20 protein-coding genes and 2 tRNA genes are annotated in these 22,278 nt (G+C 65.2%); 5 read left to right on the plus strand and 17 right to left on the minus strand.

Features of this window, described 5'->3' with window-relative positions:
• Positions 1-5: 5 nt before the first annotated feature.
• A complete protein-coding gene (locus BLS52_RS05315) occupies positions 6-932 on the plus strand; it encodes an aldose 1-epimerase family protein (RefSeq protein WP_090584963.1) in 927 nt (308 codons plus the stop codon).
• A 12-nt stretch (positions 933-944) separates the two neighbouring features.
• Here the strand turns inward: BLS52_RS05315 and BLS52_RS05320 are convergent, their stop codons facing one another.
• The 8 genes from BLS52_RS05320 to leuC form a co-directional block, all read right to left on the minus strand.
• Positions 945-1,379, minus strand: a complete 435-nt coding sequence (locus BLS52_RS05320; RefSeq protein ID WP_090584965.1) for an SRPBCC family protein — start codon at positions 1,377-1,379, stop codon at positions 945-947.
• Positions 1,380-1,388: 9 nt separating this feature from the next.
• Positions 1,389-2,393 (minus strand): LacI family DNA-binding transcriptional regulator, encoded by a 1,005-nt coding sequence (locus BLS52_RS05325; protein WP_090584967.1) that lies wholly within the window; start codon positions 2,391-2,393, stop codon positions 1,389-1,391.
• A 19-nt stretch (positions 2,394-2,412) separates the two neighbouring features.
• Entirely contained in the window at positions 2,413-3,546 is a 1,134-nt protein-coding gene (locus tag BLS52_RS05330; RefSeq protein ID WP_425425030.1) for a D-alanine--D-alanine ligase family protein, read from the minus strand.
• A complete protein-coding gene (locus tag BLS52_RS05335) occupies positions 3,543-4,568 on the minus strand; it encodes an NAD(P)H-dependent glycerol-3-phosphate dehydrogenase (protein WP_090584971.1) in 1,026 nt (341 codons plus the stop codon). Before BLS52_RS05335 ends, BLS52_RS05330 begins: the two co-directional genes overlap by 4 nt.
• A complete protein-coding gene (locus tag BLS52_RS05340; protein WP_090584973.1) occupies positions 4,565-5,323 on the minus strand; it encodes a lysophospholipid acyltransferase family protein in 759 nt (252 codons plus the stop codon). The genes BLS52_RS05335 and BLS52_RS05340 overlap by 4 nt, the downstream gene beginning before the upstream one ends.
• 18 nt (positions 5,324-5,341) lie before the next feature.
• Positions 5,342-6,685, minus strand: a complete 1,344-nt coding sequence (murA, locus tag BLS52_RS05345; protein WP_026543847.1) for a UDP-N-acetylglucosamine 1-carboxyvinyltransferase — start codon at positions 6,683-6,685, stop codon at positions 5,342-5,344.
• 258 nt (positions 6,686-6,943) lie between these two features.
• Positions 6,944-7,543, minus strand: a complete 600-nt coding sequence (gene leuD / locus BLS52_RS05350) for a 3-isopropylmalate dehydratase small subunit (protein ID WP_090584975.1) — start codon at positions 7,541-7,543, stop codon at positions 6,944-6,946.
• A gap of 37 nt (positions 7,544-7,580) precedes the next feature.
• On the minus strand, positions 7,581-9,053 hold the full coding sequence (gene leuC / locus BLS52_RS05355) for a 3-isopropylmalate dehydratase large subunit (protein ID WP_090584978.1): 1,473 nt from the start codon (positions 9,051-9,053) through the stop codon (positions 7,581-7,583).
• 115 nt (positions 9,054-9,168) lie between these two features.
• Between leuC and BLS52_RS05360 the strand changes: the two genes are divergently transcribed.
• Both BLS52_RS05360 and BLS52_RS05365 read left to right on the plus strand, forming a co-directional pair.
• The gene (locus tag BLS52_RS05360; RefSeq protein WP_090584979.1) at positions 9,169-9,888 is read left to right on the plus strand and encodes an IclR family transcriptional regulator; all 720 of its coding nucleotides are present in this window, start codon (positions 9,169-9,171) and stop codon (positions 9,886-9,888) included.
• 91 nt (positions 9,889-9,979) lie between these two features.
• The gene (locus BLS52_RS05365; RefSeq protein WP_090584981.1) at positions 9,980-10,510 is read left to right on the plus strand and encodes a DUF1697 domain-containing protein; all 531 of its coding nucleotides are present in this window, start codon (positions 9,980-9,982) and stop codon (positions 10,508-10,510) included.
• On the opposite strand, the gene BLS52_RS05370 is transcribed toward BLS52_RS05365, so the two are convergent.
• From BLS52_RS05370 to BLS52_RS18445, 8 genes are all read right to left on the minus strand, one after another.
• Entirely contained in the window at positions 10,511-12,169 is a 1,659-nt protein-coding gene (locus tag BLS52_RS05370; RefSeq protein ID WP_090584983.1) for a GTPase family protein, read from the minus strand.
• Positions 12,166-13,971, minus strand: coding sequence for a dynamin family protein (locus BLS52_RS05375; RefSeq protein WP_090584985.1), 1,806 nt, complete (start codon positions 13,969-13,971; stop codon positions 12,166-12,168). The genes BLS52_RS05370 and BLS52_RS05375 overlap by 4 nt, the downstream gene beginning before the upstream one ends.
• A 102-nt stretch (positions 13,972-14,073) precedes the next feature.
• Positions 14,074-14,146, minus strand: a tRNA-Glu gene (locus BLS52_RS05380).
• Between the two features lie 133 nt (positions 14,147-14,279).
• Positions 14,280-14,351 (minus strand) — tRNA-Gln (locus BLS52_RS05385).
• 67 nt (positions 14,352-14,418) lie between these two features.
• Entirely contained in the window at positions 14,419-15,144 is a 726-nt protein-coding gene (locus tag BLS52_RS05390) for an HAD family hydrolase (protein ID WP_090584986.1), read from the minus strand.
• Complete coding sequence (gene gltX, locus BLS52_RS05395; RefSeq protein ID WP_090584988.1) at positions 15,134-16,630, minus strand: glutamate--tRNA ligase; 1,497 nt, start codon at positions 16,628-16,630, stop codon at positions 15,134-15,136. Before gltX ends, BLS52_RS05390 begins: the two co-directional genes overlap by 11 nt.
• A gap of 62 nt (positions 16,631-16,692) precedes the next feature.
• Positions 16,693-17,466: a fumarylacetoacetate hydrolase family protein gene (locus BLS52_RS05400; protein WP_090584990.1), complete on the minus strand. Its 774-nt coding sequence runs from the start codon at positions 17,464-17,466 to the stop codon at positions 16,693-16,695.
• A 103-nt stretch (positions 17,467-17,569) separates the two neighbouring features.
• Positions 17,570-17,713: a hypothetical protein gene (locus tag BLS52_RS18445; RefSeq protein WP_175460096.1), complete on the minus strand. Its 144-nt coding sequence runs from the start codon at positions 17,711-17,713 to the stop codon at positions 17,570-17,572.
• A gap of 237 nt (positions 17,714-17,950) precedes the next feature.
• On the opposite strand from BLS52_RS18445, the gene BLS52_RS05405 reads away from it, so the two are divergent.
• Together BLS52_RS05405 and BLS52_RS05410 are read left to right on the plus strand one after the other, a co-directional pair.
• On the plus strand, positions 17,951-18,979 hold the full coding sequence (locus tag BLS52_RS05405; RefSeq protein ID WP_090584992.1) for a hypothetical protein: 1,029 nt from the start codon (positions 17,951-17,953) through the stop codon (positions 18,977-18,979).
• A 491-nt stretch (positions 18,980-19,470) separates the two neighbouring features.
• Positions 19,471-20,514, plus strand: a complete 1,044-nt coding sequence (locus BLS52_RS05410; RefSeq protein WP_035777531.1) for a hypothetical protein — start codon at positions 19,471-19,473, stop codon at positions 20,512-20,514.
• A 34-nt stretch (positions 20,515-20,548) separates the two neighbouring features.
• Here BLS52_RS05410 and BLS52_RS05415 read toward each other — a convergent pair whose 3' ends face one another.
• Positions 20,549-22,108, minus strand: coding sequence for a carbohydrate-binding protein (locus BLS52_RS05415; RefSeq protein ID WP_090584994.1), 1,560 nt, complete (start codon positions 22,106-22,108; stop codon positions 20,549-20,551).
• Positions 22,109-22,278 lie beyond the last annotated feature (170 nt).

Below are 22,278 nucleotides of genomic sequence, written 5' to 3' on the forward strand. Positions count from 1 at the left end.
GCACGATGAAAACCACCGACTCCACTCCCCTGTCCGGTACCCAGTACACCCTCCAGCACGGTCCCTACACGGCCTGCGTGGCCAGCGTGGGCGCAACCCTGAGGTACTTCCGCCATGATGGCCGCGACCTTGTGGTCCCCTATGACGCCGAGGAAATCCGCCCGTCCTTCCGCGGAGCGGTGCTGGTGCCCTGGCCCAACCGGGTGGTGGACGGCAAGTACACCTTCAACGGCGAAGCGCAGCAGTTGGCCCTGACGGAACCGCAGCGTTCCCACGCCATCCATGGGCTGCTGGGCTGGGTTGACTGGACGCTCGCGGACCAGAGCACCGAATCGGTCCGGCTGGCAGCGTCCGTTATCCCGCAGAAGGGCTACCCGTTCCGCCTCGAGATCGAAGTGCTGTACACGCTCGACGACGACGGCCTCACCACCACCATCACCGCAGCGAACCCCGGACCGTCCGCAGCGCCCTACGGATCATCGGCTCATCCCTACCTTGTCGCCGGAGAGGGGCTGGTGGATGACTGGACGGTCCAGGTGCCGGCGTCGAAGGTCCTCCAGGTAACCGAGGACCGGCTGATTCCCACCGAACTGACGGATGTGGCGTCGTCGCACTTCGACCTCCGCGAACCACGCCTCATCGGCGACACTTTCCTTGATCACGCCTACACGGGCATCAATTACGACGACGGCGGCACCGCCACGGTGGCCGTGCACGCCGCGGACGGCCGCGGCGTTGCGATCACATTCGACCGGACCTGCCCCTGGGTGCAGATCCATACGGCAGACAAGCCCAACCCGGCTGTGTCACGGCTCGGCCTGGCAGCTGAGCCCATGACGTGTCCTCCGGATGCCTTCAACTCCGGAACCGACCTCATTGTGCTGGAGCCGGGTGACATCCACTCGGCGGCCTGGCGCATCCACGCGCTGTAGCAGGAGCGGCCCTCAGACGAGCGACTGCAGCCGCTGCTTCATGCCGTTCAGGGCCGGATCCCGCAGCGAGTTGAACGCGGGCCGGAGCAGCGGCTGCAGCAGTTTCACCGCGCCCTTCATGCGGAACTGCGCCGTATAGGTCACTTCACTTCCGCTGCCGGACGGTTTGACCTCGATCGAGTCGAACGCCTCCACAGTCTTGTTCTCGCCGCGGAGCTTGATGAAGCGTGTGCCGAGTTCGATGACCTCGTACTCGATGGAGCTCCGCTTGCCACGGAACAGGGCCTCGGCATGGTACCGGTGACCCACTGCCACCGGCCCCTGCGACCGCTTCTCCACCACGGGAGTGCCCGGGTCCCACTCACTGGTGTGCTCGAACTGGGACAGGTAGGCGAAGGTGCGTTCGGGGGGAAGGTCGGTCTGCACGGAGCCGCTCACGGTGATCATCCACCCAGCCTACGGAGTCGCCGGAGGTGCTGAACAGGGGCCGGTGGAGGTGCGGACCAGAAACTCCGGGTGGATGGCAACCGAGGCGGGGGCCTCGTCCTTCACCACGGAGTCAATGGCCGCAGCGACGATGGCCGTCTCGTCCCATCCGAAGGTGGTCAGCTCCGGACTGACCAGGGGCGCCAGTTCGCTGTCGTCGAAACCGAGGATCGAGACGTCGCCCGGGATGGACAGGCCACGGTTCCGCGCAGCACGGTAGGCGCCGAAGGCAAGGGTGTCGCTCAGGCACAGCAGGGCCGTCGGGCGTGCCGGCAGTGCGAGGAGGATCGCCGCCGCCTCTGCGGCTCCCGCCACGGAGGAGGCGGACGGCCCCACCACCACGTCCAGTCCCAGTTCCGCCCCGAGTTTCTCCACCAGGAGCTGCGCGGGCCTGCCCGGAGTGGACGGCAGCGACGGTGCCAACAGCCCCACCGACCGGTGGCCCAGACCGGCGAGGTGATTCAGGGCGGTGCTGATCCCGGTCTCGTTGTCGAAGAGCACGGTGCGTGCAACCGGACGGTGCGGCAGTGCGTCACCCAGGGACACCAGGCGAATCCGCTCCGGAACCTCGGCCCAGTACGGGGCGGACGGATCCACCGGAAACACGATGGCGGCGTCGACCCGGCGGGCCGGGAGCGAGCGCAGGGCATCCCGTTCGCGCACCGGTGAGGTGTCGACGTCGGTGATGGCCGAGAACAGGCCCTCCTGATGGAGCGCCTCCGACAGCATCACAGCAAGACCCTGCCGCCAAAGATCCCCGAGCGATCCGATGATTGCAACGTTGCCGCTGCGGCCTCCGGCGAGGGCGCGTGCAGCCGGGTCCGCCGACCAGCCCATGTCCCGGGCGATCGCCTGGACACGCGCCACCGTCCTGTCCGACCCCCGGAGGCCCCGGAGGGCATAGGACGTGGCGGCCTTCGACAGGCCGGCCGCCTGCGCGATGTCCCGCAGCGTTGGCCGCTTCGGCTCCGTCATGGCCTGAACCCCGCCGGAACTAGCGAAGGCCCGTCTTGCGTTCGAGTGCCAGCCCGATGAGTTCGTCGATCAGCTCTGTGTAGGTCAGACCGGACTTGGCCCACATCTGGGGGTACATGCTGATGGGGGTGAAGCCCGGCATGGTGTTGATTTCATTGATGATGAGCTCGCCGGCGGGCGTGTAGAAGAAATCGACGCGGGAAAGCCCCTCGGTCCCGAGAGCGTCGAAGGCGCGGGCAGCGAGCTCCCGGACCCGGTCAGTGACATAGGGCGGCAGGTCGGCCGGGCAGCTCAGCTCGGCTGCAGAACCGTCAACGTACTTCGCCTCGAAGTCATACCACTCGTGTTCGCCGGGCTGGACGGCGATCTCGCCCGGCAGGCTGGTGCGCGGTTCATCCGTGCCCCGGCCCTGCAGGACCGCCACCTCGATCTCCCGACCCACGATCCCTGCCTCGACGATCACCTTCGGGTCGAACTCCCTGGCATGCTCAACCGCGGCTTCGAGCTCGGCGGGCGACGTTGCGCGGGAGATCCCCATGGATGAGCCCGCGCGGGCCGGTTTGACGAAGACGGGATAGCCGAGCCGTGCGGCACGCTCCAGGCAGGCTGAGCGGTCCCGGGTCCACTGCCTGTCAGTAAGAACTTCATAGGGCCCGACGGACAAACCGGCGGAGGCGAACACGACCTTCATGTAGTGCTTGTCCATCCCAACGGCAGACGCCAGCACACCGGCGCCGACGTAGCGCACATCGGCCATCTCCAGCAGGCCCTGCAGCGTGCCGTCCTCACCGAAGGGCCCGTGAAGCAGCGGAAGGACGACGTCGACGGCCCCCAGGCTGCGGGGCATCTGTTCCGCCCCGGTGGCGACGAGTTCCTGCGCGGCTCCACCGTCAGAGGCTGTCGCGAGCACCACCGGCTCCGGTGACACCGGTACTTCCGGAAGCACCGCCGAACGCAGCGACCACTGGGCAGGGTCCGAGGACACCAGCGACCACTGGCCGTTTTTTGCAATGCCGACGGGCACGACGTCGTACTTGTCCCGGTCGATCGCCTCGAGCACACCGGCTGCGGTCACGCAGCTGACGGCATGCTCACTCGAACGGCCGCCGAACAGCACGAGGACACGGGGCTTGGCAGGTGGGGTCACGTTCAGCCTTCGGATTTCAGTTCGCGGGCCAGCAGTCGCGGGCCAAGGTCGTGTACCGACAGGTTCCCCTGAAGTACGGCAACAACACTATCCGTAATCGGCATATAGACCCCCAGCTGGCGCGCGAGGTCCGCCACCGCCTGCGCGGATTTAATGCCCTCCGCAGTCTGGTTCATGTGGGCCGTCACCTCGTCCAGGGTGAGCCCCTGGCCGAGCAGCCTGCCGGCGGTGTGATTGCGCGAGAGGGAGGAGGAACAGGTTGCGATCAGGTCCCCCATGCCGGCGAGCCCGGAGAGGGTCTCAGGTTCTCCGCCCAGAGCGACAGCCAGCCGGGTGGTCTCGGTGAGGCCGCGCGTGATGACGGAGGCCTTGGTGTTGTCCCCCATCTGCTTGCCTTCGCAGATACCAACCGCGAGGGCAATGACGTTCTTGACGATGCCGCCGATTTCCACACCGACAACATCAGTGTTGGTGTACGGGCGGAAGTAGGTGGTGGTGCATGCCGCGGCGATCCAGGTGGCCACATCCGCGTCCGGGCATGCGACCACTGACGCTGTGGGCTCGCAGCGCGCAATTTCCATGGCCAGGTTGGGCCCCGACACGACAGCGATACGACCCTCCGGCAGCCCGAGTTCCTGCGCGAGCACCTGGCTCATGCGGTCATCGGTGCCCACCTCCAGGCCCTTCATCAGCGAGACCACCACGGCGTCGGGCGAGATCAGCGGCTTCCAGTCCGACAGCTGCGAACGGAGGGACTGCGCCGGCACGGCGATCACCACCACCTCGGCACCCTCAAGAACGGCGGCGACGTCGGTGGAGCAGGTGATGCTGGAAGGCAGCACGGTCTCCGACAGGTAGCGACTGTTGGTGTGCCGGGTATTGATCTCGTCAGCAATATTCTCGCGGCGCGCCCACAGCCGGATGCTGGTGCCGTGCGGCTCGCCGGCATCCGCAAGAATCTTTGCGAACGTGGTACCCCAGCTGCCGGCTCCAAGGACGGCGACGACGGCGGGAGGCCGACGCGTCACTGGCCCTCACCCGCAGGGGACTCGAAGTTCCGGCCCACCTGCTTCTGGTTTTTCGCCGCCGGGTCCCAGCGCTCAGCCGGCGGTGTTTCACCGCGCAGCTCGCCGACCAGCTCTGTCAGCGCATCCATGATCCTGTTGGTTGCCGCATCGAGGGTTGTGCGGGTGATCGGTCCGTCCCTGAACTCCGACAGGTCCACCGGCTTGCCGACGAGCACCCGGGACGTCTTGCGGGGGAACAGGTAGAGCCGCTTCGCGTACCGCGGAAAGACCTCGTGCGCTCCCCAATGGGCGATGGGGACAACCGGTGCTCCGGTCTGCAGTGCCAGACGCGCCGCCCCGGTGCGCCCCTTCATGGGCCACATGTCCGGATCCCGGGTGAGGGTGCCCTCCGGATAGATGATGATTCCGCCGCCGCCCTCGATAGCCTCCTTGGCCACATCGAGCGAGCGGTTTGCCCCCGCCGTCGTGCGTTCCACCGGCACCTGCATGGTGGCGCGCAGCACCGCACCCAGGACCGGAACCTTGAACAGCGACGCCTTGGCCAGGAAGTGGGGCATCACCTTGTGGTTGTAGAGAAAATGCCCGATCACGATGGGATCGATTTCCGTCACATGGTTGGGGCAGACAATAAAGCCGGTGTTCCGCGGAAGGTTCTCGGCGCCCTTCCACTCCTTGGACATCATTGCGTTCATCAGCGGCCGGAGGATGACTCCGAGCACCGCGAAGGTGGCGCGGGACGAGGCGGGTTCAGTCATGCTGGTGTACGGCCGCGTCTAGCGGCCTGTTCCTGCATCTGCCGATTCCGTCACGTCGAAGTCCGCTCCGAGGCCCTCGAGCTTGTCCTGGAAGCGCTCGTAGCCACGGTTGATCAGCTCGATGCCGGTTACCCGGGAGGTTCCGTTCGCTGCCAGGGCAGCGATGAGGTGGCTGAAGCCGCCGCGGAGATCGGGTACGTCGATGTCCGTACCGTGCAGCTGCACCGGGCCGGAGATGACTGCTGAGTGCAGGAAGTTCCGCTGGCCGAAGCGGCAGGGAACACTGCCGAGGCACTCACGGTGCACCTGGATGTTCGCGCCCATACGCACCAGCGCATCGGTGAAACCGAACCGGTTCTCGTAGACGGTTTCGTGGACGATCGAAACGCCCTCGGCCTGCGTCAGCGCAACCACCAGCGGCTGCTGCCAGTCCGTCATGAAGCCCGGGTGGACATCCGTCTCCAGCACCAGCGGTGAAAGCTTGCCGCCCGGGTGGTAGAAGCGGATGCCGTCATCGGTGACGTCGAAGGCGCCTCCGATTTTGCGGTAGGTGTTCAGGAATGCTGTGAGGTCCAGCTGACGCGCGCCCTCGACGTAGATGTCGCCGCGGGTGACCAGCGCCGCCGATGCCCAGGACGCGGTTTCGTTGCGGTCGGAGATGGCTTTGTGGTTGAAGCCGCCAAGTTCCTCGACACCTTCGATCCGGATGGTCCTGTCGGTCTGCACCGTGATGATGGCGCCCATCTTCTGCAGGACGGCGATGAGGTCCATGATCTCCGGCTCGACGGCGGCACCGCTCAGTTCCGTGATGCCCTCGGCGCGGGTAGCCGTGAGGAGGACCTGCTCGGTGGCTCCGACGCTGGGGTACGGCAGCTCCAGTTTTGCTCCGTGGAGCCCCTTGGGAGCCGAAATCGAAATTCCGCCCGGACGCTTGTCCACGACGGCACCGAAGTTCCGGAGCACCTGCAGGTGGTAGTCGATCGGGCGGTCACCGATCTTGCATCCGCCGAGGTCGGGAATGAATGCCTCGCCGATGCTGTGCATGAGCGGGCCGCAGAAAAGGATGGGAATCCTGGAGTCCCCGGCGTGGGCGTCGATGTCCTTGGACGCCGCCATCATGGCGTTGGCCGGGTCCATGGTCAGATCACCGGTCACGGGATCCTTGGTCACCTCGACGCCGTGCAGCTTCAGCAGGCTGGTGACGACATCGACGTCCTTGATTTCAGGGACGTTCCTCAGCACCGACGGTGCGCTTCCCAGCAGCGCCGCGACCATAGCCTTCGGCACCAGGTTCTTGGCGCCGCGGACGGTCACCTTGCCTGCGAGAGGGACACCACCACGGATTGTCAGAACGCTACCCATGAACACCTATTTCCTTCAACGTGTAAGCCCCAACAGCAGATAAGACTCCTGCTAAGCATAGGAGCTACTGTTACCAGACTGAAATACCGACGCCGGCCGCACGGGGCCGTGTTGGACCGGACTGGGGCCGGTACGGCCCCTCAGAGGGTGCAAACAGCGCGGTTCCACCCAGCATTCCGCTCGCGGTGCGTGATCTTGCTTGCACCGGCCTTCCTGCAGTGCGTTGCCCGCAGTACGTTGCCTGCACGGGCGGCCAGGCTAGGTGCGGGCGGGCAGCGTGGTGGGTTTGAATCCGGGTCGCGTGGCTTCGTACGCGGTGATGGCCTCCTCATGGCGCAGGGTCAGTCCGATGTCATCGAGACCTTCCAGGAGGCGCCACCGCGTGTAGTCGTCAATCTGGAAGGGGGCGACGATGGAGCCGCACGTCACCAGGCGCGCCTCGAGGTCAACGGTGATCTCCGTGCCCGGATGGTTTTCCAGTTCCTTCCAGATCAGCTCGATGTCGTCCTGGGCCACCTGCGCGGCGACGAGGCCCTGCTTGCCCGAGTTCCCGCGGAAGATGTCGGCGAAACGGGAGGAAAGTACCGCCCTGAAGCCGAAGTCCTTCAGCGCCCATACTGCGTGTTCCCGGGAGGAACCCGTGGCGAAGTCGGGTCCGGCGACCAGCACCGACCCGCGGTTGAACGGTTCCCGGTTCAGGATGAAGTTTTCGTCCTTCCGCCAGGCAGCGAACAGGGCGTCCTCGAAGCCGGTCCGCGTGATCCGCTTGAGGTAGACCGCAGGGATGATCTGGTCGGTGTCCACATTGCTCTGCCGCAGCGGAACGCCGATGCCGGTATGGGTGGTGATCTTTTCCATGGTGCTCCTTATGAGGGTGTGCCCCTCGTGCAAAGTGTCAGGCAGCGTGGCTGGTGGTGCCGTCGTCGGCGGGCAGTGCCGCTGCCGGCGGTACGGGGTCCAGGTCTGAAGGGGAACTGAGGGTGCCGCGCACCGCGGTGGCGGCAGCCACCACCGGCGAGACGAGGTGCGTGCGACCGCCCTTGCCCTGCCGCCCCTCGAAGTTGCGGTTCGACGTGGACGCACACCGCTCTCCCGGCGCCAGTTGGTCCGGGTTCATGCCCAGGCACATTGAGCATCCGGCGAAACGCCATTCGGCGCCGAAATCCTTGAAAACCTTGTCCAGACCCTCAGCTTCCGCCTCAAGACGCACGCGGGCGGATCCGGGCACCACCATCATGCGGATGTTTGGATCCTTCTGCCGTCCGCGGATGATGTCCGCGGCGAGCCGCAGATCCTCAACGCGGCTGTTGGTGCAGGAACCGAGGAAGACAGTATCCACCCGGATGTCCTTCATCGGCGTACCGGCCTCGAGGGCCATGTAATCGAGCGCGCGCTTGCAGGCCGCCTTTTCATTCTCGTCAGCGAAGTCATCGGGAGCCGGCACAGACTGGCTGAGCGACACGCCCTGACCCGGGTTGGTTCCCCAGGTGACAAAGGGCTCGAGCTCATTGGCATCGAGGAAGACCTCTGCATCAAAGGTGGCGTCGTCATCCGTCCGCAGTGTCCGCCAGTACTCGACGGCGGCATCCCAGTCAGCTCCCTGTGGTGCATGAGGGCGGCCCAGCAGGTACTCGAACGTTGTCTCGTCCGGAGCAACCATTCCGGCGCGTGCCCCGGCCTCGATGGACATGTTGCAGATGGTCATGCGCGCGTCCATGGACAGTGCCCTGATCGCCGAGCCGCGGTACTCCAGGACGTAGCCCTGGCCTCCGCCGGTGCCGATCTTGGCGATCACGGCGAGGATGATGTCCTTGGACGTCACACCTGGCTTGAGGGTTCCCTCGACATTGATTGCCATGGTCTTGAACGGTGTCAGCGGCAGCGTCTGGGTGGCCATGACATGCTCCACCTCCGAGGTGCCGATGCCCATGGCCAGTGAGCCGAAGGCGCCGTGGGTCGAGGTGTGCGAATCACCGCAGACCACTGTCATGCCGGGCTGGGTCAGGCCGAGCTGCGGGCCGATGATGTGCACGATCCCCTGCTGTGCGTCCCCCAGGGAATGCAGCCGGACGCCGAACTCCCTGCAGTTCGCGCGGAGAGTCTCGATCTGCGTGCGGCTGGTGGGATCGGCGATGGGACGGTCGATGTTGATCGTCGGGGTGTTGTGGTCCTCGGTGGCGATCGTCAGGTCAGGCCGCCGAAGCTTCCTGCCGGCCAGGCGAAGTCCCTCAAAGGCCTGCGGCGAGGTCACCTCGTGAACGAGGTGCAGATCGATGTAGAGCAGGTCGGGTTCGGCCTGGCCGTTGACGACCTCCCCCCTGCGCACAATATGCGATTCCCAGACTTTCTCTGCGAGCGTCTTGCCCATGGCCGGTTCCTCCGCGTGCCTTCGTGTGGATCTTCCAATAACTGAAGCAGGAGGGCTTCGGTGCGCGCCACCCCAATCACTTGCGTCTCAGATAATGAGACGGCAATATCAAGTTATGGACAATTCTAGTGGCGTCGGCGTGATTGATAAAGCGGCTCTTGTACTCGACGCGCTGGAGGCCGGTCCCACGACGCTCGCCCAGCTCGTGACTTCCACCGGTCTGGCGCGCCCCACCGTGCATCGGCTTGCCCTGGCCCTTGTCCACCACCGGCTGGTCAGCAGGGACATGCAGGGCCGCTTTGTGCTGGGAAGCCGGCTTGTTGAACTTGCGTCCGCCGCCGGCGAGGACCGGTTGATCGCCTCCGCAGGACCGGTCCTCCTCCAGCTGCGGGATGCGACCGGCGAGAGCGCGCAGCTCTTCCGGCGGCAGGGTGATGCCCGTGTCTGTGTTGCATCCGCAGAACGTCCGATCGGTCTCCGCGACACCATCCCGGTGGGAACACAGCTGTCCATGCGAGCCGGCTCGGCCGCACAGTGTCTTCTCGCCTGGGAGGACCATGACCGGCTGCTCAAGGGCCTGCAGAACGCGCGTTTCACGCCTACTGTCCTGGCCGGCGTGCGGCGTCGTGGCTGGGCACAGAGCCTCGGGGAACGGGAGGCCGGCGTGGCCTCGGTGTCCGCTCCGGTGCGCGGACCGTCGGGGCGTGTGATCGCTGCAGTTTCAATCTCCGGTCCCATCGAGCGCCTGACCCGGCAACCCGGACGGATCCATGCCGAAGTTGTGGTGAACGCCGCGCAGCAGCTCACCAATGCGGTCAGCAAGTCCGCCGAGTAACGGAAATTTCGCGCACCTCTGGCGGCTTTCCAGTCGTAGAAGCCGCCAAATCTGCACAAAATTTGGGGAATGACGGCGTTACGCTGTGGCCATGGCCAGATACGCGGTGTTCCTCAGGGGCGTGAATATTGGCGGAATCACGATCAGATCCGCGGAGCTCCGACAGGCATTCGAGTCCCTCCCCGTCTCAGGGGTGAAGACCCTGCTCGCCTCCGGGAATGTGGTCTGCACCAGCGGCCTCACCGCTGATGAGCTGAAGTCCAACAGCGAACAGCTCCTCCGGGAGCGGTTCGGATATGACGCCTGGGTGGTGGTGCTGGAGTTCCGCACGCTGGAGGGCATTGTTGCGCAGTGTTCCTTCCCTCCGGACGATCCCGCCAGGCATACCTACCTCACGCTCTTTTCGGATCCGGCAGCCCTGGACGAAATGCTTGAGTTTGCTCGTTCTGCCGGCGAGCCGTGCCAGGCCCTGGACTCAACAGCGCTCGCCTGGCAGGCACCCAAGGGAGGCACACTGGACAGCCCGCTCAATGCCTTCTCCAACCGCGCACGGATCCGCAGCACAACAACCACCCGCAACCTGCGGACCGTTCTCAAGGTACTCGCAGCTCTTCGGGAATGACTACCGGCGTGCACCCGCGGTGTGCACGGCGCGCACAAAGCCGTTGTAACGGTCTATCTCCGCCGCCACGGGCCCGACGGCCACCGCATCCGTGGTCTCGCCGATCGACCCAACCAGCCGGCGTCGTACGCGCTTTCCGCGCCTGCGCGCCCCAAGCCGCGCCAGCGCCGCGCACAGAATGCCGAGTGCAATACCGGCAGCCACTCCCCCGAGTGCCAGCAGGGTCGGGACCGGGATCCCTTCGACGGTCGGCGACTCGGGCACCGGGAACTGCAGGAACGCCAGGCCCGCCAGCAGGGCGAGCCAGCCGATACCAACCACCATGGCGGCGAGGAAGAGCCATTGCAGCACTCCCGCAACCGGCCACCACCAGGCGCGGGACCCTGACTGGAAGTCAGTGCGGGCAACGGCTTCATCCAGCCGCTCGAGCAGTTCCGGCTCAGGGCTCCTCGCGGCATCCCTGATGGCCGTGCGCCATGGCTCCACCGCGCCGGAGGAAAGCTCTTCACCGAAGGTGCGCAGCGCCCGGTCGACGGAGGCGCGCTGGGCGGGTCCGGGTTCCGGCAGGGAGGTTCGACCCACGAAGTCCCCCACGTCGCTGCGCCGGAGGTTCAGCCGCCGTAGCGGGTCGGCACGGAGTTTTCCGAGCCAGCGCGTCACCGGCCACCCGGTGACGGAGTGGGCATCCCGGCGGTAGGAACGTACGACGGCGTCAATCACCGCATCGGCGCCGGTCGCCCCGGCCAGGCGGTCCGCCAGCGCGGTGCGGGTTGTCTTTGACGGGCCCGCCAGTTCGGGTCCGGTGAACCGGCGGAGGGATTCGACCGCTACGTCGACGTCCGCGGACAGCCGCCCGGTTGCGGCTTCCTTGCGGCGGACGATAGCGCGGATTTCCTCCGCGAGGCCATCCAGGCCCCTCCCGGTGACGGCGGAAATAGCGTGCACCACCGCGGAACCGTGTCCTTCGGCAGCGAGGATCCCCTTCAGCGACCGGTTCACCTGCGTGAGGTCGGCCTCGGAGAGCCTGTCGGACTGGTTCAGCGCCACCAGGATGACGGACTCATGGGTTGCCAGCGGTTCCAGGAACTCCCGGTGCAGCGCAGCGTCGGCATACTTCTGCGGGTCCGTGACCCACAGCAGCACGTCCACCTGGCCCGCGAGCCGCTCCACGATGGCACGATGGCCGAGCGCGGTCGAATCGAAGTCAGGCAGGTCGAGCAGGATCAGTCCACCCTCGACACCCTCGTTCGGGTTCCCCCGGCGCCCGTTGCGCGCGGGAACCAGCAGCGGCGCACCGTCGGGCATGACGTGCCGGTTCTGTACCTGGAGCCAGTCGAGGAGGTCGGCGCTGCCCTCCTCGCCCCAGATCACGGCCAGTGGTTCAGCGGTGGTAGGCCGGCGGGCGGTGACGCGCGCAAGGTCCGTCCCCGTCAGCGCATTCAGCAGCGATGACTTTCCGCTGCCCGTCGGTCCGAAGATTCCGACGACGGTATGCGCCGCGGAGAGCGACCTGCGTGAGCTCGCGCGGTCGAGGACGTCATAGACGGCGCCGAGTTGGTCTTCATCGACCCGGCCCTCGGCGAGTTCGCGGGCCTCGTTGACGGCCTCGAGGCGTTCCTGGAGGCGGGACGATGACGCCGCCCCGCGGTGACGGCTCACGTCCCGTCCTCCGGCGCCTGATCATTCTTCCGGAGGTCCTCCGCCACGGAACGGCGCTCGGTCAGGCTGACGGCCAGAGCGCGCAGGTGTTCCGATGACGGCTCATCCGTGAGGACGCGCAGACGGTCGGTGAAGCGCTCCCGTTCCGCGTCCATGAGCGTCTCGCAACGCTGCTGCAGCTGCCTGCGGGCCGTCCTGGTGAGCCGCCGCACGGCATCTTCGCCGAAGATCGCTTCCAGTAGCTTCTGCCCGACGACGGCGGAACCTCCCGCGATGAGAACCTCACCTCCGGTTAGGCCTGCCGTGGATGCAAACACCACGATCATCAGGGCGACGGCCACGCCGTTGACACCGAACGAGAGCATCCGCGCCGCGAACCGCTTGTCAGCGCCTTCGGACCGGACGAGATCAAGCAGGTCCTTCTGCCAGGCGCGGATTTCACGCGCAACGGTGTCCGTGAACCCGGACGACATCACGGGTTCACCCGGGGCCAGGAGCGCGCGCCCCGCGGGCTCGGCGCGCCACTGGCGTTCGGTCTGGTCAGCGGCCTTGGCGGCTTCCTCCACGATCACGGTCTGCAGCCCGCTTTCGATGGCGGTTTCAACAGTGACCGCGCGCGGCGGCTTGCCCGTGAGGTAACCGCCGATACGGTCCCGGATCCGGCCGACCCTGGATTCGAGGCCGCGCATGAACTCGCCCGTGCCGACGAAGTCCTGCCAGCGCGCCAGTACCTCGCCACGAAGCAGGGCGCCGTCCTTGGTCGACTCAAGCACGGCTTCGAGCGCGGCGGCGTAGGACAAACGGGCTGCTTCCTCCAGGCGTCCGGCTGTTTCGGCCTGATCGTCAGCAGCGTCCGCCACCTTCTCCACCCGGCGGCCAAGTGCGCGCAACGCTCCTTCGAGAGTGCGCCGTGCGATGTCCCGCCGTCCCTCGGCATCCGCGGAGATAGCCCCGAGCCAGCGGCGGAGCGGGTCCACGCTCTCGGCGGGAAGCATGCCGAGCCCGTCGAGCCGCTCCTCGGGTATCACGAAGATCGGCGCGTGCCCCAGCTGCTCAGCAGCGAGCAGCGCGTGCAGGTCGGCCCGGATTTCCTCCTCCACGCCGTGCGGAACCCTGTCAAGAACGACGGCGAGCAGGATGTCCCGCTGGGCCGCTTCCCGCAGCAGATGCCAGGGAACGGCGTCGGCATAACGGTTGGCGGTGGTGACGAACAGCCACAGGTCAGCCGCCGCCAGCAGTTGGGAGGCGAGACGGCGGTTCTCATCAGCGATCGAATCAATATCCGGTGCATCCAGCAGGGCCAGTCCCTGCGGAATTGTCGCGTCAGGCTGCAGCAGCAGCTGGGCTGCGCTGCCGGCCTCGTCCGCCAGCGCGATCTGCGAGGCCGGCACGGCCTGTGCATCCGCACCGACGACGACGGCGCGTTGCCGGCTCAGCGTCGGCAGCACGCGGTCATCAGCGAACCAGTGCCCCTCTGCGGGATGGTGCAGCAGGATCGGCTGGCGTGTGGTGGGCCTTATTGCACCCGACCGGGTCACCGGGTGTCCCACCAACGCATTGACCAGGGTGGATTTACCCGCCCCGGTGGAACCACCGACCACGGCGAGCAGCGGTGCGTCGAGGCTCTCGATGCGGGGCAGGATGTAATCATCGAGCTGGGCCGCGGCCGCTAGAGTCTCCCGCCGGGCGTCGGCGGCTCCCGGAGATTCCAGAGGGAAGGTCAGGCGCCCAAGCGTTTCGCGGACATTGCCCAGCAGATTGACGAGCCCCGCAGCATCGGCGTCCGGCAGCGAGGCATCCATGGTCCCATCATGCCAGCTCCGGGGGACTTCTCAGGGATATCGGGGAGGCTGGCCGGTTAAACGAAATTCCGCCCCAACCGAACGGTTGAGGCGGAACCTTTGTGACCCCAGCGGGATTCGAACCCGCGTTACCGCCGTGAGAGGGCGGCGTACTAGGCCGCTATACGATGGGGCCAGTACTGTGCTGCCTGGCGGTTTTCCCGCCAAACGAGCTAGATGATTGTTTCACATCCGATGCTGTGGGCCAAATTGAGCCGCTACCCGATTTATGCCGGGCAATCTGCTCAACTTATGCCGTATATACAGCGCTGGGGTACCAGGACTCGAACCTAGAATGTTGGTACCAGAAACCAATGTGTTGCCAATTACACCATACCCCAATGGCACTTTCCGGCGGCTTTTCCCTGCTTCGCAGCAGGTCAACCCCGTCCGCGCCGAGATACGACTTTACCGGATTCCCTGCATGATGCGCAAAACGTCGGTCAGAGTGGTGATCCGACGGCGGACGCTCGTGGTTTCCTGCCCGCCCCGACGGTCCAGCCACACTCCAACCAGCCCTGCCGCATCCGCCCCCTCGGCGTCGAGTACCGGATTGTCGCCCACGTACAGGGTCCGTGACGGTTCCGTGCCCAGACGGCGCGCACCCTCGAGGTAGATCGCCGGATCGGGCTTGGCGACGCCCACCGCATCAATGCCGACGAGCGCGGCGACCCGCTGCAGGCCGGCCTTGTCGAGCTTGGCGCGCTGATAGTCGTGCACGTTGTTGCTGACGGCACCGTAAGGAATGCCCTGGCGGTCCAGCTCGTCGAGGACAGGGATGACGTCGTCGTACGGTTCGAAATGCAGCGGCAGGATGGCTTCATAAGCGTTGTTCCACCGCACCGCAGCCTCACCCTCAAGGGGTTCAGCAAGGAAGGCGGCCTGCGCATGCCGTGCCCGGTGGAGCCGTTGCTCCACAAAACTCAGCTTTCCAGCCAGGTATTCGTCGTAGTAGCCGTGCGGGTCCTGGGTGTACAACTGCTTGTACTCTGCCCACTCCGCCTCGGTCAGGTGCGCCAGTGTATCCGCGCCGACGTGGTGCAGAGTCCTGCCCATCGCAGTCTCAAGGTCCACGAGGGTGTCATCGATGTCGAACAGGACGCCCTGGATCGGGGCGCCGGACTCACTCTTCATACAATGCCCTCACACGGGCCAGGGACGATTCCCTGCCGAGGATCACCATGGACTCAAACAGGGGAGGTGAAATCCTCCGCCCGGAAACGGCAGTGCGGACAGGCCCGAAGGCTACCCGGGGCTTAAGCCCCAGCTCATCCACGAGCACAGCGCGCAGGGCCGCCTGAAGGGACTCCGCGGTCCATTCCGCCTCCTCGAGGGCGCGGAGCGCAGCGGCGAGAACCTCCTTATAGTTCCCCGGCAATGCCTTGCGGGCGTCTTCGGCGATCCCGATCTCGCTGTCCGGGCGGAACAGGAAGCCGATCATCTCCGGGGCCTCACCGAGGAGGGTGATCCGTTCCTGGATCAGCGGCGCAGCTTCCGTGAGGATCGCGAGCTCGCGTGGACCGAGGGTCTGCTTGATCAGTCCGGCCGACTGCAGGTACGGGAGCAGCCGCATCCGGAAGTCCTCCGGGTCCAGCAGTCGCACGTGGGATCCGTTGATCGCCTCCGCCTTCTTCACATCGAAGCGGGCGGGGTTGGCGAGCACGTCCTGCACGTCGAACTTCGCGACAAGCTCATCCACCGTGAAGATGTCCTCATCAGCGCTCAGCGACCAGCCCAGCAGCGAGAGATAGTTGAGCAGCCCTTCAGGGATGAACCCGCGCTCCCTGTGCAGGAACAGATTGGACTCGGGATCGCGCTTGGAGAGCTTCTTGTTGCCCTGTCCCATGACATAGGGCAAGTGACCGAAGAGTGGCATATGCCGCGCTACGCCAATGTCGATCAGTGCCCGGTACAGTGCCACCTGTCGTGGCGTTGAAGACAGCAGGTCCTCGCCGCGCAGCACATGGGTGATACCCATGAGGGCGTCGTCCACCGGGTTGACCAGCGTATAGAGCGGAGCGCCGTTCGCGCGGACTACCGCGAAGTCCGGAACGCTGCCGGCGGCGAAGGTGATCTCGCCCCGGACCAGATCGGTGAACGTAATATCCTCATCCGGCATGCGAAGACGCAGCACAGCGGGCTTTCCTGCGGCCTTGTAGGCCGCCTTCTGTTCCTCGGTGAGGTCCCGGTCATAGTTGTCGTACCCGAGCTTGACGTCACGGCCTGCGCTTCTGTGCCGCTCCTCCACCTCATCAGGGGTCGAGTACGACTCGTAGAGGTGGCCTGCCGCGACCAGCCGGGCAATGACATCCTGGTAGATCCCGCTTCGCTGCGACTGACGGTAGGGTCCGTGCGGTCCGCCGACCTCAACGCCTTCATCCCAGTCAATCCCCAGCCACTTCAGTGCGTCGAGAAGCTGCTCGTAGCTTTCCTCACTGTCGCGGGCCGCGTCAGTGTCCTCGATTCGAAACACCATTGTTCCGCCGGTATGCCTGGCATACGCCCAGTTGAATAGGGCGGTCCTGATCAGACCGACGTGCGGCACGCCTGTGGGGGAAGGGCAGAAGCGAACCCGTACAGGAGTTTCGGGTGTGACAGTGGGGAGGGAAGCAGTAGTCATGATGGAGCCCAGTCTACTGTCCGACGGTGAGCCGACCGGCAGGATCCCTGGCGGCAGGGTCCCTAGCGGCGGACCGGGTTGGACAACCGCCCGATGCCCTCGATTTCCACCTCGTAACGCTGCCCTTCCCTGATGAGGCCCACCCCTGCGGGAGTGCCCGTAAGGATGATGTCTCCCGGCAGGAGGGTGAACGCCTGCGACACGTAGGACACCAGATCCCTGACGCCCCAAATCATCTGGTTGGTGGAACCGTCCTGTTTGAGCTCCCCGTCGAGGCGTCCGCGCACAGCAAGGTTCTCTGTATCGAGTTCCGTCTCGATCCACGGACCGATCGGGCAGGAAGTGTCGAACCCTTTTGCCCTGGCCCATTGGTTGTCGGTCTTCTGGATGTCCCGCGCAGTGAGGTCATTGGCACAGGTGTAGCCAAAAATGACATCATCCACGCGCTCCACCGGTACGTCCTTGCAGATCCGTCCGATGACCACGGCGAGCTCCGACTCATACGAGATTTCCTCGGAGAAGGACGGCAGGACCACCGGGTCACCGGGGCCGATGACCGACGTGTTCGGCTTGAGGAACATCAGCGGCGCGGGCGGCACCTCGTTACCCAGTTCGGCAGCGTGATCGGCATAGTTCCGACCGATGCCGATGACTTTGCTGCGTGGGATCACGGGTGCAAGAAGCCGGACTTCTTCCAGCGCGTGCCGCACCCCCGTCGGTTGAACACCGCCGTAGAACGGGTCGCCGCTGATTACGGCTACTTCCTCTTCCCCTTCAGGGCCCTCTACAAGGCCGAACGCTGGATCATCATTGAGCACAAACCGGGCGATACGCATGGACCAAGGCTAATACACCCGCCGGATAGCATGCAGGGCAGCTAACACGCAGGCAGCGCGGGACGCCCGCCTCCGCACGGTAAGGGGGTGCGTTCAGGACCTGTCAGTGGGGCCAGTCGTCAATGAGGATGCCGTAGGTGACCACACCCGACCTCAGTGCAGGCGCTGCGTCTTTGGCGACAGCTGCCGACCCCCCGCCCAGTGCGAGCGCCGCCGTCAGCAGGAGAACTGCGGAGAGTCTTTTCATGTCGGGTTCCTTCGACGAAGAATCGCGGACTGACCTATGTCAGATGATTCAGTATACGTAGGAAGTGTGATATGCAACACCCCGGGGCAGCATCTTCCCTGCGGCGCGTGCAACTCATCGCTCTCCGGTTGCGGCGTCTGTCCCAACCGGACCTTTCGGCATAAACTCAAGGGACAGCACGTCGGAACCGCGGCGACCGCATTGCCGTTTCGACGCAACCTCAGACAAGGCGGAAGCGTGGCAGCGCATCGTTCGGGCGACCTGATCATGGTGGAGCTGCGCGCACGTGAGGCCTGGAGTCAGCGAGACTACGGCACTGCCAGGCGTCTGGCGGGGTCCGCCGTCGAACTCGCCGCTGCTGCGGACGATCATCACGCCTGGTGGAATATGACTTTCCTCCAGGCAGAGTGCCTCCGCGAGGAAGGATCGCTCGATCAATCCCTCCAATACGCTGAGGCGCTGGGCACCAGCCATCTCACCCTCGATTCCGATGCCCTGAAGGCGCGCGTCCACACCCTCGCCGCCGTCTGCCAGCAGGGGCTTGGGCATCTCGATCAGGCAGTGGACAGTGCAACCATTGCGGTGAGGAGTGCGGCTTCGGTGCGTGATGCTCCGGAGCTCCAGATCGAGGCCCACCATGCGCTTATCGCTGCGCTTGCGGAAAGCGGCCGCCTGGACGAAGCCTGGAGCACGTGCCTGGATCTCTCCACCCACATCACACCGGCCATCCATACCCAGACTGCGGGCAAGGCGTACTGGGTTATCGGGAATGTTGCGTTCATGCGCCACCAGGTCGACGACGGCACAAAGTTCCACCGCCTTGCGGCGGAGCATCTCACCCCGAACAATGACCTGGACCTGTGGGCACGGTTCAACCGCGCGTCAGCTTCCCGGCGACTCGCCGCCGGCGTGGTCGATGCGGAAACACTCGAGTGCATCGAAAGGGCCGAAGTAGCCAGCTCCATTGTGGGCGGCACCGAACGGGACCGGCTTCAGCTCTCCCTGACGCGCGCACACTGGCTATTCCTCACGAGCCAGCTCAACGCTGCTGTTGAACGGCTACGGCCCATCTGCGCGGACGGGTCGGTGCTGTCCCGGCAAACCGAGGGGGAAGCGAACCTGCTGCTTGCCCAGGCGCTATCTGCACGGGGCGAGGAGCTCGAAGCCCTGGCTCATTTCGACCTGAGTGAACAGTGTTTCATCGAGGCCGGAGCACCTGACCGGGCCGCGCATGTGCGTGAGCTGGTCACCAGGCTCCGTTCCTAGAATCCAGCACACAGGACAAAGGGCCCGACATCAGACAAGCGTCCGACGCCGGGCCCTTGCTGACCCTCAAAGCCAGGATCAGTGGGAACGCACTCGTTACACAGTGGAGCGGGTGCTGTCCGGCCAGTTACCGCTCTTCGCAGTAGTTGTACCCGAGTCCGGCCAGTTACCACTCTTGGCGGCATGAGCAGCTGTGCCGCCCCCAACCAGAAGCAACGCAGTCAGCAAGAGAGTTGCGGAGACCTTTTTCATGATTTGCCCTTGTCACTTGGATGGACGCAGAAAGACCATTTGCTTTCCGCGCTGCACAGCGTCTTCAGTATATGGAGCAGAGCGGGCCAATGGGTGACTTTTTTGTCATCTTTTCCGCAGTTTTCACTCGGGCTAGGGAAAATCCGGGACTTCCTGGGTCTCAGCACCCACAATGGTGCAGACGGTTCTGACAATATGATCCGCAACGGACCGCTCCCAGCAATCATTGGAACGAGGCCATGAACCAGACTCACGAACCCGGGCAGCACGTGTTCCTGGAACTACGCGCCCGGGATGCCTGGGCCCAGCGGGATTATCGGGCCGCCCGGGAATTTGCCGGGCAGGCCCGCGGTGCCGCGGACGCGAACGGTGACGAGAACGCGTCGTGGAACATGGCGTTCCTGCAGCTGGAGTGCCTGAAGAAGGAGGGGCGGTTCGAGGAAGCCGCCTCGACCTCGGAAGCCCTGCGCGCGCACCCGCTGACCCAGCGTTATCCTGACCTCGCCGCCCGGGTGTCCACCTTCCTTGCTGACACCCTGATTGGGCGGGGCAACCTGGAAGCGGCCATGGTTGAAGCCCGGCGGGCCGTCGAAGCCGCAGAACAGGCCACCGGATCACCTGATCTCAGGATCCGCGCCCAGCACGCCCTCATTGCAGCCCTCGCGGAAAGCGACCAGGTTGATGATGCCTGGGAGGAATGCCTTCGGCTGGCGGAACTCATCACCCCGGAGGTGAATTCACAGACTGCGGGCAAGGCGTACTGGGTGATCGGCAACGTGGCCTATCTCAGGCGGGACACCCAAGCCGGCACTGAGTACCACCGACGCGCGGCCAGTCATCTTTCGCCGTCGAACGACCTCGATCTGTGGGCACGCTTCAACCGTGCATCCGCCGCACTTCGCCTGGCCGGCGGAGTGGTGGAGCCCGAGACACTCGAATGCATTGAACGGGCGGAACTTGCGGCATCGATTGTCGGGGGAAGCGAACGCGACAAACTGGAGCTGTCCCTCACACGAGCGCACTGGCTGCTTCTCACGGGCCAGGTTGACGCCGCCGTTGAGCGGCTCAAACCGATCTGCGAGGCATCCTCGCTAATGGCCAGCCAAACGGCCGCCGAGGCCTACCTGCTTCTCGGGCAGGCCCTGGACCGCCTCGGAGATCCGCTCGAGAGCCTGTTCCAGCTCGAGAAAAGCCAGGAATTGTTCCGGCAATCGGGCGCTCCCGACAGGGAAGCCCACGTAGGCGCGTTGATTGACGATGCTGTGCGTAGGTCCGGGGCATAGTCTCCGGGCGTGCCGCAGAATCCTGAAGGAACCCTCAGGGCTTTAGTTCCTCCAGGACTTCCTGGACTTCCTCGTTGGAGAACTTTCGCCACGGTGAGGAGTCAGCCGTCTGCAGGGCCGCTTCGGGACTGTCGCTCCGGTTCCACCACTTCGCCTCAAAGACATGCCCGTCAAACAGAATGCGGTCGCCTTTCTCATAGACCTTCTCCGCATCCCATCCCGGGTACGTCCCGGCCGGTGCGGTGACAACGGGCAGCGGCCGCTCCCCCGGCAGCACGGGCCCGATCAGCGTCCAGGGGGTCTCGGCAGCCTGGAGCACCGGATTGTCCGGCACATCTCCACTCGTCCAGTACTTGGCCGAATAGACCTTGCCCCTCCAGACAACCCGGTCGTCCACCACATAGGTGGATTCCTCCGCCCAGATTGGATAGGGGCTGGTCTCAGGATCATCGACTACCGGTTCCGGAGTGGGCTCCGCGGTGGTTGGCGCCGAGTTCAGGGTTGCTGCCCGTCCCTCGAAACCGGCCCCGAGGATGTCTGCAAAAAGCATCCCGTCCTGTTCGATGCCGCTGCAGCTGTCGGACACGATGCTCACGTCGCCGTAGTTGTCACTGCAGGTGGCGTCACGGTTGAGGGACCACATCGACATCCGGCCCACCCCCGATTCCAGGGCGAACGTATTGAACGCTGCGGCAGCATCGAGATCGAAGACCTCCGCGGGGACATCATTCTGGCCGATCATCGGTGTCAGCCCGATCTTCCTCCACAGCGTCTGAGGCCCGAGGCTGATGCCAGCCCGGTCATACAGGATGCCCAGCTGGGAGTGGGTTGCACGCGCCGCGGCGATCGACGCAACCAGCTGTGATACCCCGGCTTCCCGGCTTCCCCCGTAGTCCATCGTCATGACGTTCACTCCGGCGAGGTCGACGCCGCCTTCAAGCATCGCGGTCACGGCGTCGGTGCCCTGCACTGTCAGCCCTGACGGTGCTACGGGCACAGTGAGCCACACGTTCAAAGTCTTGCCGCCGGCGCGGCGTTCCTCCTGCAACGCGGCAATTGCCTCGGCCCTTCGGGCGCCCGCTTCGGAGTCGGCGAGATCCTCACCCTCGATGTCCAGGTCGATGGTGGTGAGATCGTAGCGTTCGACGACCGACCGGTACGCCCTCGTCAGTTGCCGCACATCGGTGCAGGTCCGGGCCAGCTCGTCGTTGATCAAGCCTCCGAATGACACGGCAACCTCCCCACCGCCCTGCAGCAGGCGCGCAATCCGCCGGTCGAGGTCCAGCTGCGACTGTGCTTCATCCATGGTGTAGGCGGCTCCCCAGGAGGGCCTGCATTTTTCCTTTGGATCCGCAACGATGAAGGACAGCACCACGCTCTTGCCTTGCGCAGATGCGGGCTGCTCGAACGGATAAAAGGGTGTCGCCGTGGCGTCCACATACCCCGCAAACCACGAGCCCCCGTTGGCGGCGGCGCGCACGTCCTCAAAGCGGTTCCAGCCCACAAAAGTTGACGCTACCAGCGCTCCGACGACGGCGACCAGGACGGTGAGACGGACAGGCGAAAGCCTGCGGCCGGGAAAACGTTTGGACATGGGTCCCCCAGATACGAGACCGTTCGGACGGGAACGGTGAGCGTATCGTAACGGTGAAAGGCACCGGAATCAAAATGGTGTACTGTTTCGTCCGTCACACCCTTCACCCTTTTGCTGGGCCGTCACCTCAGCAGGGCGCGGATGTACACCGTTGGCAGCCAGGACCGTCA

It is taken from the genome of Arthrobacter subterraneus (assembly GCF_900099735.1).
Classification (GTDB): Bacteria; Actinomycetota; Actinomycetes; order Actinomycetales; family Micrococcaceae; genus Arthrobacter_D; species Arthrobacter_D subterraneus.

What these genes read in the sequence shown, in the direction of transcription:
- murA (WP_026543847.1), bottom strand. Translation starts at nt 6,685, where the DNA reads ATGGGTAGCGTTCTGACAATCCGTGGTGGTGTCCCTCTCGCAGGCAAG.
- BLS52_RS05360 (WP_090584979.1), top strand. Translation starts at nt 9,169, where the DNA reads ATGGACAATTCTAGTGGCGTCGGCGTGATTGATAAAGCGGCTCTTGTA.
- BLS52_RS05325 (WP_090584967.1), bottom strand. Translation starts at nt 2,393, where the DNA reads ATGACGGAGCCGAAGCGGCCAACGCTGCGGGACATCGCGCAGGCGGCC.
- BLS52_RS05315 (WP_090584963.1), top strand. Translation starts at nt 6, where the DNA reads ATGAAAACCACCGACTCCACTCCCCTGTCCGGTACCCAGTACACCCTC.
- BLS52_RS05410 (WP_035777531.1), top strand. Translation starts at nt 19,471, where the DNA reads ATGAACCAGACTCACGAACCCGGGCAGCACGTGTTCCTGGAACTACGC.
- BLS52_RS05320 (WP_090584965.1), bottom strand. Translation starts at nt 1,379, where the DNA reads ATGATCACCGTGAGCGGCTCCGTGCAGACCGACCTTCCCCCCGAACGC.
- BLS52_RS05365 (WP_090584981.1), top strand. Translation starts at nt 9,980, where the DNA reads ATGGCCAGATACGCGGTGTTCCTCAGGGGCGTGAATATTGGCGGAATC.
- BLS52_RS18445 (WP_175460096.1), bottom strand. Translation starts at nt 17,713, where the DNA reads ATGAAAAGACTCTCCGCAGTTCTCCTGCTGACGGCGGCGCTCGCACTG.
- leuD (WP_090584975.1), bottom strand. Translation starts at nt 7,543, where the DNA reads ATGGAAAAGATCACCACCCATACCGGCATCGGCGTTCCGCTGCGGCAG.
- gltX (WP_090584988.1), bottom strand. Translation starts at nt 16,630, where the DNA reads ATGACTACTGCTTCCCTCCCCACTGTCACACCCGAAACTCCTGTACGG.
- BLS52_RS05375 (WP_090584985.1), bottom strand. Translation starts at nt 13,971, where the DNA reads ATGGATGCCTCGCTGCCGGACGCCGATGCTGCGGGGCTCGTCAATCTG.
- BLS52_RS05340 (WP_090584973.1), bottom strand. Translation starts at nt 5,323, where the DNA reads ATGACTGAACCCGCCTCGTCCCGCGCCACCTTCGCGGTGCTCGGAGTC.
- BLS52_RS05415 (WP_090584994.1), bottom strand. Translation starts at nt 22,108, where the DNA reads ATGTCCAAACGTTTTCCCGGCCGCAGGCTTTCGCCTGTCCGTCTCACC.
- BLS52_RS05400 (WP_090584990.1), bottom strand. Translation starts at nt 17,466, where the DNA reads ATGCGTATCGCCCGGTTTGTGCTCAATGATGATCCAGCGTTCGGCCTT.
- leuC (WP_090584978.1), bottom strand. Translation starts at nt 9,053, where the DNA reads ATGGGCAAGACGCTCGCAGAGAAAGTCTGGGAATCGCATATTGTGCGC.
- BLS52_RS05390 (WP_090584986.1), bottom strand. Translation starts at nt 15,144, where the DNA reads ATGAAGAGTGAGTCCGGCGCCCCGATCCAGGGCGTCCTGTTCGACATC.